Below are 15,750 nucleotides of genomic sequence, written 5' to 3'. Positions count from 1 at the left end.
TTGGCAACCCAAGCCAATCGCAGCGCAATCGGAGATTACGCAGCAAAGTGCGTTTTGGGCTACATTGTTTCTGCTAATCGGAACCCCATGGCGTAAATCGGCCCCGGATACCATCCGTGTCGCCGGCGACATCTAGTCAAATCGCCGAATCGAGTAAAGCTTCCGCCCCTCGCTACTCGATACGATCCGCACGTTCGTAGCAAATCGTCGTCGATCGCGTCGCCGTCGTGGTAAGGGGCATAGTCGTCCGCCGTATATTCCTCGACGTTCCCCCCCATATCGTCTAGCCCGGCCGCGGATCTACCAAGCGCATACATACCCACCGGGCTCGTAAAGAGTGGCCCAGCTTCTACGGTATTTGCGCGCTTAGCATCGAATTCGTCACCCCACGGATATTCGCGTCGTCCGCCGTCGGACGCGGCGTATTCCCATTCGGCTTCCGTGGGGAGGCGAAAGCGTCGCCCAGTCCGTTCGCTTAGCCACTTCGCATAGGCGTCGGCGGCAGTTGGCGGAACAGTCCAGACCGGGTGGTTCGAGAACCATACCGGGTAGATGCCGAATTGCCACGACGTGGGTAGAATTTCGCTACCGGTCGCCTCCAGAAAGGCACGATACTCAAGATTCGTCACTGGAAACCGCGATAGCGCAAACGGCTCCAGGTCGCACTCGTACTCGGGGCATTCCTTCAAGATCCATTCGCGACGTACGCCGCAGTGTGCCCACTGATCAACGACTCGCTCGACCCTATGCGGGTTCAGCCCTAGCTTCGCCCGTCCGCCGGGCAAAACAATCATTTGTGGTCGCTCGACCGATAAGCGAGGATCTCCGCGTAAAGCGAGCACCAATCCTGCGGCGAAGCGACGCTGCCCATCCTCCGTTCTCGATTCAAGCACGGAGACCAATTGCGCCGCATCGCGTTCTAACAAATCAACGTGCACGGACATGATGTCGCTTCCAAGGCGATCGTGGAATCGCCCAGGAAGCCCCATCGCAGACCGCGGATCAAGCTGGTTGGGATTCTGCATATCTCGCGCCAATGGACGGTTGAGCTACGACGTCCAGTTCGTAGACGTGTCCGTCATACGAGCCCATCAGGAACGTGCCGGGCACTAAGCCGCTACAGATGGACGAAATACCCGATGCCGTGGGGCGATTCTCCGCGACCCACCGTGCCTCAATCATGTCATAGATTGCTACGACGCCAGAATAGGAGCCGCTTGCGATGTAGCGTCCATCGGGAGAGGTAGCAACACACTTGATTGAGCGCTGGTGTGGCGTGTCTATCATCTGCGCTCCCCCTTTCTGCCAGATGCGCATTTTGCGGTCCCGGCTAACGCTCACAAAGCGTTGGCGAGGTAGGGCCGCAGAGCCATTGGCGATGCGACCGTGAGCATCCTCCAACCGTGCGATTTCCTCGAAGGTGTCCACCGAGAACCATGACGCACTCTTGTCGGCGCATACCGAAAAGATGACTCCGTCTGACACCGATACAGACTTGACAGCGTTCGAGTGAAGTCGCAGGGTCGCGACGTGTGAAACGCGACCGTCCGGCCCCCCCCTGAAGATCAGCCCTTCCCCGGTGTAGGCACCAATTATCACGTGCGTCTGCCGATCGCGCACGAACGCGACGCCGCAATTGAGCGGCGAATGATGGTGGTAGAGAATCTCGCCCGACAGCGCGCTCATCACCTGACCTAGCTGGCCTCCCGTGAAAATGTGTGCATCGGTCGGAGCGATAAAGTTACATAAGCTTCCGAGATTCGTGACCGGGCGGCCATCGATCGCAAACACACCGCTGTCGCCGATCGTCATGCGCTGCCCCTCGTGCAACGCAACCGCATTTACGCCAGCCGTCGGCCGCACGTTAGACAGGTCCCATGTGGCGGACCCAATGTGATAAACGGCGTAGCTGCTACCGAATGTCGCGAAAGCCAACGTTCTCCCGTCGATGAACGCGCATGACCTTGCCCATACTTCAGCGGGAAGCGCCGCACTGGTGATTCTTTCGAGGGTTTCGCCGATCCTCCATACACACATAGAACGGTCATAGCTGAGACTGACGAGGAGACTCTCGTGGGCGTTGTACACCAAACGCTTGATTCCTGCGGTATGTGCATGAATCGTCGTCACGCAGCCATCAAGAATCACCAGGATGTTACCCTCATCGTTGCCTGCGTATATGCTGCCGGCGGCGTCGATCGCGATGGTGTCCGTCTCGACACCGCCCACGTCGACGTCGGCGACCAGGTTTCCAGAATCGAGTGACCAACGCTTGACGGTGCCATCGTCGCTCGACGAAATGAGGTAATTGCCACACGACGACCAAACGACGGAAATGACGTCGGCCTGGTGTCCGATGAAACACCGCACTAGGTTTCCGTCCAGATCATAAATTCGGATACGGTGATCGCGCGAGGCTGTCGCAACCAAGTCTCTAACGGGATGGAACACGACCATTTCCACGTCATCGAGATGATCGGACAGGACCGTATGTAGCTTCAAGTCCGGAACGGTCCAGATCCGTGCGGTGTAGTCGCTGGATGCGCTGGCGAGATAACGCCCATCCGGACTGAAATCGACCTGGTTCGCAAGATGGTCATGAAGTGCTCGACCCACGGCTCGCTGCGTGGACGCATCCCAGAGAATTACCTGGTTGTCGTAGCCAGCGGTCGCGACGAAGCGGCCTCCGAACGCGGCCACCCCGCTGATTGGGGAACGATGTGCAATCAACTGATCACCTCCGTGTTACCGATATCCATAGTGTGTCGCGCGACCCGAACCTTTGCCTCAAGATAGGGGCGATTGTGTTCGGCTATGAATACACCGGTTGGAATCCGTTCCTCGACGGCTATCCCCGCCGCTTCGAGCTGCGCTTGCTTGTCGGGGTTGTTACTCAGCAACCGTATTCGTGACACGGAAAGCGCTTCAAGCATCGCAGCGGCAATCCCAAAATCCCGCTCGTCGTCGCGAAAGCCCAGGCGCCGGTTTGCTTCGAAAGTGTCATATCCTTCATCTTGGAGTCGATAAGCGGCAAGCTTTTGATATAGACCAATTCCACGACCTTCTTGACGCAAATACAGGAGGTAGCCTGAAGTTGACCCGCGAAAACGGACACCTATTCTTTTTGAAGAGGAGGTGCCGTTATGGGCAAGCATCGGAAGGCGTACCCGGCGGAGTTCCGGGCGCAGATGGTGGAGTTGGTGAAGGCGGGACGTACGCCTGAGGAATTGGCGCGCGAGTTCGAGCCGACGGCGCAAAGCATCATCAACTGGGTCGTGCAGGCCGATCGCGATTCGGGCGTGCGCCAGGACGGACTGACGACGGCCGAGCGGCAGGAATTGGCGCGGCTGCGTCGTAAGGTGCGCCAACTCGAGATGGAGCGCGACATACTCTCTCACGCGGCTGCCTGGTTCGCTCGGGAGACGGGGGCCGTACCGCCGAAGGGTACGGATTCATGAAAGCGAACCGGGCCCGCTGGCCCATTGCCACGATGGCGCGGCTGCTGCGAGTCTCCACCAGCGGCTACTACGCGTGGCTCGTGCGGGAACCCTCGAGGCAGGCATGCAGCGATGCGCAGTTGCTCTCGCGCATTCGCATGCTGCACGCCAGTTCGCGCGGCACCTATGGCGCGCCGCGTATCCATGCCCAGCTCAAACGCGAAGGCGTGCATGTCGGGCGCAAGCGCGTCGCGCGACTCATGCGTCTGGCCGGCCTGTGCGGGGCTAGTCGCAGGCAATGGAAATGCACTACGCGACAACGCGCGGGAGCACGGCGTGCCCCTGATCTGGTGCGTCGCCACTTCAGCGCCGCAGCGCCGAACGTGCTGTGGGTTGCAGACGCCACCTACATTCCAACCGGCGAGGGATTCCTGTATCTGGCCGTCGTGCTCGATGTGTTCAGCCGCCGCATCGTAGGCTGGGCAATGTCCAATCATCTGTACACGGAACTGATGCTGCGTGCGCTCGATATGGCGCTCGCGCAACGTCGAGCTCGCGGGGTCATTCTGCATTCCGATCAGGGCTGCCAATATACGTCGATTGCCTTCGGACGGCGCTGTCGTGAAGCCTGTGTGCAGCCTTCGATGGGTACGGCTGGCGACTGTTACGACAACGCGATGTGCGAATCCTTCTTCGGCACGCTCGAATCGGAACTGCTTATGCGCGAGCACTTCGATACGCACGAACAGGCGCGAGGACGTTTGTTCTGGTTCCTCGAGGGCTGGTACAACCTGCGCCGCCTGCACAGCAGCATCGGCTACCACTCGCCGCTCGAGTTCGAAGACGAGCACACAAAAAACGAAATCATGTCCCCGTGCGGGTTGCCCACCGCCGGGCGTCGTCGTGGTCGTGACAGGCGACCCGCCGCCCGTCCGTGGACAACCCGCGACTTACCGCTTAACGGAGGTTAAATCACATATCGATCGCTACTGCAAATCCGTCCGTAGAAGCGGGTCAACTTCAGCCGCCCTCATCGTTAAGGAATTGAATCGCCTCCGACAATTGCGGGCCGCAATCACATCGAACCGAGCGTAGAACATCGCCAGTTACGCACTCGGAATGCACTCGTACCAGCGGGCTCAGCGGATGAGGAGAACCTAGCTTCAGCGCGAAATGTTCGAGGTCGTCCTTGAGTCCGGAGAAGCTAAATATCTTGCCGGATGAGATGCCGCCACCCGGCAACTCGATTGGCAAGCTCACCATTGATCGGATAGCAGCGAGTTTGGTCATAAAATGAATTGAAGTCCTTTCGTGGGGCCGAATTCTGCCAGCGGCGGGTCGATGAACGCAGCGCGAAAACCTGCGGAACCTCAGTGCACTCGACGTTTGCTATGCTCCCCGAGCGCTTTTTGTATCGTCTGTTAGCGCCAACGGCCCTCGCGTTAGCCACTCCTGTTTTCGCATTTAGCTACATGCCGTACGGATACGAGCGGGGCTCGTTCAACGGCACCCTTACTACGGACAATGCTTGTGCATATACAGCGAGCCTACCGACCGAATAGCGGCAACGGTCGGCGATCGGATCGTCCGAAAACAGGGGCGCCGTCGTTAGCATGTTGGAGACATCCCGGATAATCAAGTGGTCAGGGATGTAGCAGAGCTTTGTATTCTTATAGCTGCTTGAACGCAGTTCGGACACCACATACGCCCCCCCAAGGCCGGCACTCACGGCTACGATCAGGGCCGGCTTGTCCTCGAGGCCACCCTCATCGCCAAGTAGGAAATAGTTCTTCAACCTCGGGGTCGCCATACCATTCCACTCGGGACAAACAAATATCAGCGCATCGGCTTCGTACTGATCCTTTCTCAGCTTCTCAAGCTTGAACTCCCATTCGGGGTCTCCGTTCCAAACGCCCTCGTCCCAAAACGGCAGATCCATCTCCCCGAGATCATGGAGACCGATATCCGTGAAATGCGCCGGAAGAAAGTGATCTTGCAAGACCCGCGCCACCCGAGCACTTTCGGAGTTCTGTCGATGACTACCGTTGACAATCAACGCTTTCAAGATTCACTCCCTTACTGATTACCAAAAGCTTTCGGAAACAATGTCACGTATTCGGAATTCCCTTCTGTTTTTTCCTTTCTCAGCAGACTCTTCAAATGCGGCGCGTAGGGTATGATGAGGGTCGCCACTACTGCGCTCGAGAGCACGGCCCCCAGCAACGCGCCAACTCCCAAGGAACGTGAAATCCATCCTGCGGCGTATAGAGCGCCTGGCAGGAAGATCGACGAAATAAACATTGTGTTGGCAATAATGCGGGTTCTGTAGTCAGGAGGTGTCGCCTGCAAACGCAATGCGGTGAGATTGGTGGCGACTGGAACCGAAGCGAAGCCGAGCACATATCCACCGACAACAAGCAGCATCACGATCTTCGGCCCCGTGAATAACACGGCAAAGGCGGCCACGTGCAAAAGCAAACCCATCACGACCGTCCGGTATCGCCCGATCTTCAGATTCAGTCGCTTAACGGCAAGCGTCGCAGCGGTGAACACCCCAAATCCAAACGCACCATCTACGGCTCCCATAACCCACGCTCCGTGCGTTTCTTGCGCGAGTTGGGGCAGCGCAATCAGCATGAAGGTGCTCACACCGACCATCAGGAACGCATTGCCCAGCGCAATCGCCAATTCTGTTCTTATCGCTATGACACTACGAAAGCCGCGCACCAACTCATGCATCCACGAAGCGGACGGAGGTGAAGACTGCGATGAATCATGCGCATCGTCAGCGCCTGACTGCCGGCCTGCGCCCGACACCGCACACATATAAGCGCCTACACAGAAGGCAAACGCCGCGAGATATAGCGTCACTGGAGGCCCCATCAAAGCCGTCACGGCGCCCCCTACCACCGGACCGAGAATCCGTGACGCCGTTCCAAGGGCACGTCGAATGCGCTCTCCATCGACCAACCCCTCGCTTCCGATAAGTTGCGGAAGCAACGAATCTGCCAGTGGATCTCGCGCGGAGTCAGCCAATTGCGCGATCACGAGCAGGGGAACAACGGCTAGCGGACTGAATGTTTTCAGCAGCAGAGCGGCAGATCCTAGGGCGAGGAGGCACAATATCTGAATCAAGAATGTGAGCTTGACCAGCTTCGCTCCGAAGCGATCACCGAGTGGCGCCGCAAGCGGACCCGTGAGCAACTCCAGCAGAACAATCGCGGACAGTACCGAGCCGAGTGCTACCGTACTGTGCGTTTGCTGTAGGCACCACCAAGAAGTACCGAGCAACATCAAACGCAATGCAAAGTAGCCGAAAATGATGCCGCCCTGAAAAAGATAGAACTGCCGCGGCAACGAAAAATAGACACGCTTCTTGATCATCGAGTTATCCCAAACTATGAGCTATCGGCCGCGCCCCTATGCGGCGCGTTTAGCTGTTCGTCTTCTCGAATATTTTCAGGCAGTTAACCTGGGCGTCGTGAAGGCAGAATTTCTTCATGACCATATCTCGTCCGTAAACATAGAATTCGTTTTTCGAGTTTTTTTCGAGAAGCATGCCCTTCGCATAGTCGAAGTCCCAATAACTCGAGCTCAGCAATTCACCCGTGGCAACATCCCAAACGAGGATCAGCTTGTTGTAGGTGATGCCAACGAGAAACCTTCCATTCTCCAAGATGAGGAAGTCCTCGACGGTATTCGATTGGCCATTATAGAAGTTCTCTTCGTGACTCCACTTGCCCTCGATGTAGGAGATCCTGTCGATCGCGGAACTGTGCACGACGAGCAGAATCTCTCGATTCAGCCATTTCATCCGCTTCGGGATTCGCGACGACGTTGAGATGACCTCCTCCATTGAGCCCGATTCGTCACGATTCAGAATGACAATGCGCCCCATCCGTTCGCCTACCGCGATCGTCTTGTTGTCCGGATTGATAGCTAGAGACCAGATAGGCTCTCCGGCACTCCTGAATACCGTTCGAGACGACATGGGATGACGCCATTGAATTTCGATCAGCTTGCCGTCCTCGAGACAAGCAAGGACGCCGTCCGTGCCGATAAAAGCCAGATCGCGAACAGCGGCGCCAACATCGCACCGATCGATGCCACCCGAATCGATGAAGATCACCGTCTCCGCTGTTGTCCCGGCGATCTCCTGGCTTTCCGAAAAGGCCACTTGATAGCCGTCTTCGACCATGTGCTCGAGACCATTGATCGAAGCGATAACATCGAGTTTTCCGTCTGAGAGACGCAATATCGTTACCGAGAAATCCTTGTTGAGCGTCACCACTAGCCGATGTGCTTCGCAGACTCCAATTGCCTGAATCGTCGTGTTCCCAACGTTCGTCTCGAATACGGCATCGAGGTTGGAAGGTTCGACCAGTGCGATATTTCCTCGCTTATCGCCGAGAACGAAGAGATTATCTGCCCTGAAGTAAGCCAGCGAATTTATATGGTGCATGATTAACGGTCGAGATTTTCGTTTCAGCCCCAGGTGTCCGGAAGCGAACCCGCATGGCGTTTCCGTCATGCGGGTACTGGTGGTTGCTACGCACATTCAGCGTTAAATGGGCCACGGTCTCTCCTCGGTCAGGTGACAGCCCCCCCTAGAAAATTGTAGCGGCAGCCAGCACGGCAACCGTGGCCAGCCAGAGCGCAATCGAGCGCTTCACGAGCGAGAGGGCGCGGCCGATATCGACGGCTTGCGGCGGCTGCCCGCATCCAAGGACGGGGCGCGGCTCCAGCGCCCCGTGGTACCAGGCGGCCCCGCCGCAAGCCACCTCGAGGCTACCGGCCCCGCTAGCCATCACGGGCCCGGCGTTCGGGCTGTCCCATGCCTTGGCCTGTGTGCGCCAACATGCGAGTCCTTGTCTCAGGTTGCCGCACAAGGCGTAACTGAATGCCGTCAACCGTGCGGGCAGGTAGTTCGCGGCATCGTCGAGACGTGCTGCCGCCCAGCCGAAGTAGCGCATACGCGGCGTTCGATAGCCCCACATCGCATCGAGCGTATTGACGAGCCGAAACGCGACCGCCCCCGCCCCTCCGGCGACGACGAACCAAAACAACGCGCCGAAGATCGCGTCGTTGCCGTTCTCGAGCGCCGATTCGATCGCGGCTTTGGCTACCGCCGATTCGTCCGCTTCAGAAAGATCGCGCGTGACGACGCGTGAGGTCAGCGTGCGCGCAAGCGGCAGATCGCGTGCAAGCAATGCCTGCCCCACCGGCGCGATGTGATCGACGAGACTCCGCGCACCCAGAGCGAACCACAACGCGATAACGTGAACGGGCCACGACAGAGCCGGCGGCAACATACGCGTGAGCACGGCGACCGCCGCAACGGGCGGCACGACGGCGATGGCCCACGCAGTCACGCCGGCCATCCGCACCCGAAAAGGACGCGACGCATGCACGGCGTCCTCGACGCTTGTCGAACCGTGCGCCGCGCGGCCGTCGGGGTTCAGTGCCCGTTCGATTCGGGCAGCCCACTTGCCGAACGCGACGAGCGGATGCGCGCGCGACGGTTCGCCCAATAGCGCATCCATGATCACGCCGGCAAAACAAAGCACGCAGGTAATCGGGGCGGAAAGTCCAATCATTCGATGTTCGTGAGAGCGATCTGGCGGAGTCGTTCGCAAGCGCTCCTTTACACTGCGTGCTTCGAGCCCTGCTCGGCGGGTGACATAATACGTCCCCCTCGCACGAGACGCTATGCGTGTCGTGCATTGCGTCGCTTCTTCGCCGTTTAGGACGAGTTACATGGCTGGCATGTTGATGATCCAGGGCACGAGCTCGGATTCCGGTAAAAGCACCATCGTGGGCGCACTATGCCGTATCGCCGCGCGCAGCGGCCTGTGCGTGGCACCCTTCAAGCCGCAGAATATGTCGCTGAACAGCGCCGTCACCGTGGACGGGGGTGAAATCGGCCGGGCTCAAGCATGGCAAGCGCTCGCGGCCGGCATCGCACCCGAAGTCGATATGAACCCGGTGCTGCTCAAGCCGAACAGCGACATCGGCGCCCAGGTCATCGTGCACGGCCGATCGACGGGCAATCTCGATGCGCGCGCCTATCACCACTACAAGCCCATCGCACGGCAAGCCGTACTCGAATCGTTCGCTAGGCTTCGGGCGAAGTCGGATCTCGTGCTCGTGGAGGGTGCGGGCAGTCCGGCCGAGGTCAACCTGCGCGAAGGCGATATCGCCAACATGGGTTTTGCGACGGCGGTCGGCTGCCCGGTCGTGCTGGTCGCCGATATCGATCGCGGCGGCGTGTTCGCCCAGATCTTAGGCACCTTGGCATGCTTGTCCGACGACGAGCGCGCGCTGGTGAGGGGCGTCATCATCAATAAGTTTCGAGGCGACGTATCGTTGCTGCAACCGGGCATCGATTGGATCGAGGCGCAAACGGGCAAGCCCGTCCTCGGCGTGGTGCCGTTCGTGCCCAATCTATGGCTCGATGCCGAAGATGCGCTGCCGAAACAGCGCAGTTCGGCCCCCGCGCCCGCCGATGCGCTGCGAGTCGTCGTACCGGTATTGCCGCGCATCAGCAACCATACCGATTTCGATCCGCTGCGCGCCCATCCGCAAGTCGATCTGCGTTTCGTGCGAATGGGCGATCCGATTCCCCCGGCCGACCTCGTGGTGTTGCCCGGCAGCAAGAGCGTCCAGCGCGATCTTCATTCGCTGCGCCAAAGCGGCTGGGAACCGTATTTGCGTAAACATTTGCGCTACGGCGGAAAACTGATCGGGATTTGCGGCGGTTTGCAGATGCTCGGCCGCGAATTGCGCGATCCGCTTGCGATCGAGAGCGAGGCCGGCACGACAGAAGGCCTCGCGCTGCTCGATTTCAACACGACGCTTGCGCAGCATAAGCAACTCGTCAACACGGCGGGCACGCTCTCCCTGGGGCAGTCGGTACCGGTACGCGGCTATGAAATTCATATGGGCGTGAGCGAGGGGCCAGCCCTATCGCGCCCAGCGCTTCATCTGCAAGACGGCGCCGGCGCACGAGCCGACGGTGCGATCTCGGAGGACGGACAGATTTTGGCGACGTACTTGCACGGCTTGTTCGATTCACCCGATGCATGCGAGGCGCTGCTGCGCTGGGCGGGAAAGGACGATGTCTTGCGGGTCGATCACGATGCGCGCCGGCTCGCGTCGATCGAAACGCTGGCCGATACCGTGGCCCGGCACGTGCGCCTTGATGGACTCTGGGAGCGCCCAGTCTGAGTTCAACGGAACGGACCTTTTTTGCACGGCCTTGACAGCACGGGACTTCCGTCCGTACGCTCTTACCCCGATGGTTCCCCTCACCGGGATCAAAAGGGAACGCAGTGAGGACGCATCGCGCGTCGAGTCTGCGGCTGCCCCCGCAACTGTAAGCGGCGAGTCCATGCCAACGAAGACCACTGGGAAACCGGGAAGGTCGGCATGGGCGGCGACCCGCGAGCCAGGAGACCTGCCATCGTCCGAGGTCCAAGCAGCCGCGACGGGCGGGGTGTCCCGATGCGCAAGCGCCGTTGGTCGTGGGCGCCCGTTGCAAGGACAGCCAGACCTCAGGATCCTCTATGTCCATTGTTTTGCAAACGACCGCCGCTCGCGGCGGGCTGCGCCGGCGGGTCGTCGCGACTTACTGCCTCCTTGCACTGTTTAACGTCGGTGCATGGATATGGGCGTTCATCGCTTTTCATGCGCACCCTTTGTTGCTGTCGACGGGATTGCTTGCGTACGGCTTCGGCCTGCGCCACGCCGTCGATGCCGACCATATCGCCGCCATCGACAACGTCACGCGTAAGTTGATGCAAGACGGGCAACGGCCCGTCTCGATCGGACTGTACTTCGCGCTCGGACACTCGGCGGTCGTTCTCCTCGTGGCGGCGGGCGTGGCGGTGGCCGCCGCGGCATTGGAGCAGCGCGCTCAGGCGTGGCGAGATGTGGGCGGGATGGTCTCCACGGGGGTATCGGCGCTGTTCCTGTTCTTGATCGCCGCGATGAACATCGTCATTTTGCGCGGCGTTTGGAATGCGTTCGATCGCGTACGCCGCGGCCAACCGTATAGCGATGACGATCTCGATCTGCTGCTTAATAGTCGTGGCCTGCTGGCACGGCTATTCCGCCCGATGTTCCGTCTCGTGTCGCGACCGGCCTGGATGTTTCCGCTCGGCTTCTTATTCGGCCTCGGGTTCGATACGGCAACTGAAATCAGTTTGCTCAGTCTATCGGCCAGCCAGGCATCGCAAGGCGTCTCGCTCGGGGTCGTGCTCGTGTTTCCGGTCCTGTTCGCCGCAGGCATGTCGCTCGTCGACACGACCGATGGGGTATTGATGCTAGGCGCCTACGAATGGGCGTTCGTACGGCCGATCCGTAAGCTCTATTACAACCTCACGATCACGCTCGTATCGGTCGTCGTGGCCTTGCTGATCGGCAGCATCGAAACACTCGGATTGCTTTCCGGTCGCCTCAAGCTGCAAGGCGCGTTCTGGGAGGTGGTCGGGATGCTCAACGAGAACTTCAACAACTTGGGGTTCGTCATCATCGGGGTCTTTATCCTCGCTTGGCTGACCTCGATACTCGTCTATCGCGTCAAGGGATACGACAGACTGGCAGTCTGGGACGGGAAGTGACGCACATCGATTAACTCGCCGGCGCCGACGAGGCGCCGGCCAACCTCTTGAGGCCATGCGATTCCCGATCAACGTCGACGCGTTCCGCACCCTCGCCCGCCGCCGTCTTCCGCGCCGCATCTTCGATTACGTCGACGGGGGCGCCGAGGACGAACGAGGCTTGCGCCGCAATCGCGCCGCCTTCGAGCGCCTCGCATTCCTGCCACAGCGGCTCGTGGACGTGAGCCGGCGCAATCAGTCGACAACCCTGCTCGGGCAGACGATCGCAGCCCCGCTGTTGATCGGGCCGACCGGTATGAACGGACTGGTTTGGCCCAACGGCGACATTGCGCTCGCGCGGGCCGCCCGGCGCGCCGGTATTCCGTTCGTCATGTCCACCGCATCGAACGTGTCGCTCGAACGGTTGGCCGGGGAAGCAGGCGGCGAACTCTGGTATCAACTCTACGTCCTGCATCGCGATCTGGCCGATAGCCTCGTGGATCGTGCCGCAAGCGCCGGTTATCGCACGCTCGTCGCCACGGTCGACGTGACATTGAACGGCAAACGGGAACGCGACCTACGCAACGGCTTTGCGCTGCCTTTACGCTTCACGCCGCAAGCGTGTCTCGATGCGCTGGCGCATCCGCGCTGGACCTATGCGCTGCTGCGCAGCGGCGGCGTACCTACGCTTGCCAACATCGAGTCGAGCAACGGTGCCGGCATCGAAGCGCGTGCCGCGCTACTGAGTCGACAGATGGATGCGAGCTTTGCTTGGGAAGATCTCAGCCGATTGCGCGATCGATGGCCGCATCGCTTGATCGTCAAGGGGATCTTGCGTCCGGACGATGCGTTACGGTGCATCGAACTGGGCGCGGACGGCGTGATCGTCTCCAATCATGGCGCGCGCCAACTCGACGATGCAGTCGCTCCCCTCGACGTCCTGCCGGAGATCAAAGCCGCCTGCGCTTCGGGCGGCGCCCTTATGCTCGATAGCGGGATACGGCGCGGATCCGATGTCGTCAAAGCCGTCGCGCTCGGTGCCGATGCCGTGCTGTTGGGACGCGCCACGCTATATGGACTGGCTGTCGGCGGCGAAGCGGGTGCGTTTCGCGTGCTCGAAATCGTTCAGGACGAGATCGACCGGACGCTCGCCATGCTGGGATGTGCGTATCTTTCCGACGTCCGTGCGCATCATCTACGGCCCGTTTCGTCAGGGTATGGCGCGCTATTTGGGGGCTTTACGCATGGCGATCAAGCCGAGCGATACGAGCATCATGACCGCGGATGCCAAGAAGAACGGACCCCCTGATAACGCCGGCGCCTTACCCGCCTGCGTCGACCATGCAAACACGATCCCGAACACCAGCGGTCCGACGACAGACGCTACACCCTGGGTCGCTTGAACGAGGCCTTGCAACCGCGCTTGCTCGCGCTCATCCACGCACCGCGTCAATAACGCCTGAAGCGCGGGAGTAAACACGTTGTGCAATGCGAACACGGGAATCGCGGCGAGATAGGCCCACCCGGTCGAGGCCATGCCGAAGCCCGCGTAGCCGATCGCCGCGGCAGCCGCGCCGAGCAAAGCCGTGCCGCGTTCGCCCAGGCGCGCGGCGGCCGGTCCGACGACGACGGTTTGAACGAAGGCACCGATGCCGCCGCTCGCCATCATCACTACCCCGACTGCTAGCGCGGCCCAACCGTAGCGATACCCGCCGTAAAGCACGAAGATCGACGGCCCCACCATCCAAGCGAATGAAAATAGCGCCACAAGCACGCATAAGACCAGCAGATCGCCGCGCCCGCGCAAGAGTGCAAAAGCGCCGAACGGGTTGAGTTCGCGCGGATCGAGCCGCTTCGCGCGAGCTTCGGGCCGGAGCGATTCGGGCAAGACGAACGTCCCGTACAGTGCGTTCAGCGCGGTCACGACACCCGCTACGTAGAACGGCATGCGCAGATCGATACTCGCAAGCACCCCACCGATCACGGGACCGGCCAGAAATCCGAGACTGAGTGCGGCGCCGATCCGCCCAAACGCGCGTGCTCGATCGCCTGGCGCCGTGACGTCCGCGATATAGGCATTGGCCGTCGCAAAGCTGGCCGACGTGATGCCGTTGACGACGCGGCCGACGAACAACCAAACAAGATTCGGCGCGAGCGCCATGACAAAGAAGTCGAACGCGAGCCCGCATAGCGAGATCAACAACACCGGCCGGCGCCCGACACGATCCGACAGCGCGCCGAGCGCCGGCCCGCAGACGAATTGCATCGCGCCCCAAGCCACGCTAAACACGGTGCTCCACTGTGCCGCCAACGAGGTATCGCCGTGCACGAATGCCTTGATCAAGTTCGGCAAGACAGGTAGGACGACGCCGAACGACACCGCGTTCATCAGCGCGGTGGCGAAGATGAAGCCAAACGCCGCCCGCATCGGCGCTCGCGTGGAGGCAGGCGTCGATGTACTCATGAAGCGACGCCGTCCGCGCTCGCGGCCACCGCGTTGCTTGGACGATGCACCGAAGCAAGCTCTCGTTCGATCGCTCGCAACAATGCGTCGACACGATGAGCCTCGAGCGCCTCGTCGCCATATCGCGCCGCGACGATGTCCGCAAGCTGGGCCGCTTCGTGCAGTACGGGCTTAAGCCCCGGCGCGCCCGAGTCGTGCACCGAGGCGTCCTCGGCGCACTGCCGTAACTCGGCTGAAAGTGCCTTTAACCGGCAGCCGGCGGGCCCACCGGCATCGCTTCGCAAGGCTTGCTCGCCGATCCATTCGTCCAGCGCCGCCAGCGCCAGCACGCATGCGCCCCACGTCCTGCCGCTAGCGACGAGCCGATCGCCCCCGGAAATCAGATCCAAGCCCTCCGGCGATAGGAAGGCCTCGCGAAACGTTTTCAAGCGATCGACGGCATATAGGTTCGACAGCGCGCGCATCGAATTGTCCGAAGCGACGATCTGCGTCCAACGCGGCGCCCACCAGAAATTGACCGATACCGCAACGCCGGGCGCACGAACGTGATGCCACCAAAACGCGGGCAGGAACAGCAGATCGCCGGGCTGCATCGTAAAGCGATCCGCCACGGCCCGCGCGAAACGTGGGTGCTTGTCGAGCTCTGGATCATCCAAATCGACATACGACAGATGAGACGTAGCCGAGTCGTGATGATAGGGATACAGATGCTCGCTATCGGCCGGTGCGAACAGCGTGAATTCCTTGGTACCGTATAGCTGCGCGAAGAAATTGTTCGAATGATCGAAGTGTAGTTGCGTCGCCGTGCGCCTGCCGAACCATAGGTTGATGGCCGGGTGCTGCCCTGTAATCCACGGCGGCACAACGACATGCTCGAGCAATTCGGGAAGCTTCTCCGGTATCGATTGCTGCATCACGTAGACGGTATCGCCGTCGTCGGGATCCAGAAGCCGCCGGGCGGCCTCGCCGAATTCGACTTCGCTGTTTTCGAATACGTTCGACTGCGCGCCTTCGTCGGACGGCGCGAATCGATAACGGCCGTCGTCCGCGCGGCTCGAGACGATGCGTCTGTCCGTCGCCATACGCGCGAGCGCGTCGGGCGTCCACCGCGTGTCGAGCTGCCAGTCCGCCAGCGCATCGGTGATGATGGCCGGCTGCCCCTGCTCGAAGAATCTGCTCGAAAACTCGCTGCTGCTCACTCTTGCGATCATCGTCTCTTTCTCCTCGCCAATGATTGGATTCGATTTGC

13 protein-coding genes, 1 pseudogene and 1 riboswitch are annotated in these 15,750 nt (G+C 60.4%); of the genes and pseudogenes, 4 read left to right on the top strand and 10 right to left on the bottom strand.

The window, feature by feature from the left end:
- Positions 1-59: 59 nt before the first annotated feature.
- From AB1286_RS25770 to ribA, 3 genes are read right to left on the bottom strand one after another with little or no spacing between them, the layout of a single operon-like run.
- Positions 60-1,025, bottom strand: coding sequence for a formylglycine-generating enzyme family protein (locus AB1286_RS25770; RefSeq protein WP_430366065.1), 966 nt, complete (start codon positions 1,023-1,025; stop codon positions 60-62).
- Positions 1,003-2,730, bottom strand: coding sequence for a WD40 repeat domain-containing protein (locus AB1286_RS25765; protein ID WP_430366064.1), 1,728 nt, complete (start codon positions 2,728-2,730; stop codon positions 1,003-1,005). The genes AB1286_RS25770 and AB1286_RS25765 overlap by 23 nt, the downstream gene beginning before the upstream one ends.
- Positions 2,727-3,155, bottom strand: a complete 429-nt coding sequence (gene ribA, locus AB1286_RS25760; RefSeq protein WP_430366063.1) for a GTP cyclohydrolase II RibA — start codon at positions 3,153-3,155, stop codon at positions 2,727-2,729. Before ribA ends, AB1286_RS25765 begins: the two co-directional genes overlap by 4 nt.
- On the opposite strand from ribA, the pseudogene AB1286_RS25755 reads away from it, so the two are divergent.
- A pseudogene (locus AB1286_RS25755) lies at positions 3,144-4,288 on the top strand (IS3 family transposase); the annotation flags it as partial. The gene ribA and the pseudogene AB1286_RS25755 sit on opposite strands and share 12 nt — an antisense overlap.
- Positions 4,289-4,457: 169 nt before the next feature.
- On the opposite strand, the gene AB1286_RS25750 reads toward AB1286_RS25755, so the two are convergent.
- From AB1286_RS25750 to AB1286_RS25730, 5 genes are all read right to left on the bottom strand, one after another.
- The gene (locus tag AB1286_RS25750) at positions 4,458-4,727 is read right to left on the bottom strand and encodes a hypothetical protein (protein WP_430366062.1); all 270 of its coding nucleotides are present in this window, start codon (positions 4,725-4,727) and stop codon (positions 4,458-4,460) included.
- Between the two features lie 178 nt (positions 4,728-4,905).
- Positions 4,906-5,502 carry an NADPH-dependent FMN reductase gene (locus AB1286_RS25745; RefSeq protein WP_430366061.1) on the bottom strand — a complete coding sequence of 199 codons (597 nt, stop codon included), beginning with the start codon at positions 5,500-5,502 and terminating at the stop codon, positions 4,906-4,908.
- A gap of 11 nt (positions 5,503-5,513) precedes the next feature.
- On the bottom strand, positions 5,514-6,821 hold the full coding sequence (locus tag AB1286_RS25740) for an MFS transporter (RefSeq protein WP_430366060.1): 1,308 nt from the start codon (positions 6,819-6,821) through the stop codon (positions 5,514-5,516).
- 49 nt (positions 6,822-6,870) lie between these two features.
- On the bottom strand, positions 6,871-7,968 hold the full coding sequence (locus tag AB1286_RS25735) for a hypothetical protein (protein WP_430366059.1): 1,098 nt from the start codon (positions 7,966-7,968) through the stop codon (positions 6,871-6,873).
- 76 nt (positions 7,969-8,044) lie between these two features.
- The gene (locus tag AB1286_RS25730) at positions 8,045-9,034 is read right to left on the bottom strand and encodes a CobD/CbiB family cobalamin biosynthesis protein (RefSeq protein ID WP_430366058.1); all 990 of its coding nucleotides are present in this window, start codon (positions 9,032-9,034) and stop codon (positions 8,045-8,047) included.
- Between the two features lie 160 nt (positions 9,035-9,194).
- Between AB1286_RS25730 and AB1286_RS25725 the strand changes: the two genes are divergently transcribed.
- The 3 genes from AB1286_RS25725 to AB1286_RS25715 all read left to right on the top strand — a co-directional run bounded on the left by AB1286_RS25725 (position 9,195) and on the right by AB1286_RS25715 (position 13,346).
- Positions 9,195-10,664, top strand: a complete 1,470-nt coding sequence (locus AB1286_RS25725; RefSeq protein WP_430366057.1) for a cobyric acid synthase — start codon at positions 9,195-9,197, stop codon at positions 10,662-10,664.
- Between the two features lie 54 nt (positions 10,665-10,718).
- A riboswitch (cobalamin riboswitch) is annotated at positions 10,719-10,915 on the top strand.
- Between the two features lie 87 nt (positions 10,916-11,002).
- Positions 11,003-12,058 (top strand): HoxN/HupN/NixA family nickel/cobalt transporter, encoded by a 1,056-nt coding sequence (locus AB1286_RS25720; protein ID WP_430366056.1) that lies wholly within the window; start codon positions 11,003-11,005, stop codon positions 12,056-12,058.
- Positions 12,059-12,113: 55 nt separating this feature from the next.
- The gene (locus tag AB1286_RS25715) at positions 12,114-13,346 is read left to right on the top strand and encodes an alpha-hydroxy-acid oxidizing protein (RefSeq protein WP_430366055.1); all 1,233 of its coding nucleotides are present in this window, start codon (positions 12,114-12,116) and stop codon (positions 13,344-13,346) included.
- Here AB1286_RS25715 and AB1286_RS25710 read toward each other — a convergent pair.
- Positions 13,263-14,501, bottom strand: a complete 1,239-nt coding sequence (locus AB1286_RS25710) for an MFS transporter (protein ID WP_430366054.1) — start codon at positions 14,499-14,501, stop codon at positions 13,263-13,265. The genes AB1286_RS25715 and AB1286_RS25710 overlap by 84 nt on opposite strands.
- Positions 14,498-15,712 (bottom strand): cupin-like domain-containing protein, encoded by a 1,215-nt coding sequence (locus AB1286_RS25705; RefSeq protein WP_430366053.1) that lies wholly within the window; start codon positions 15,710-15,712, stop codon positions 14,498-14,500. The genes AB1286_RS25710 and AB1286_RS25705 overlap by 4 nt, the downstream gene beginning before the upstream one ends.
- Positions 15,713-15,750: the final 38 nt, after the last annotated feature.

It is taken from the genome of Trinickia sp. NRRL B-1857, from assembly GCF_050470685.1.
Taxonomy (GTDB): domain Bacteria; phylum Pseudomonadota; class Gammaproteobacteria; order Burkholderiales; family Burkholderiaceae; genus Trinickia.
This window is presented reverse-complemented; position numbering and strand designations above follow the sequence as displayed.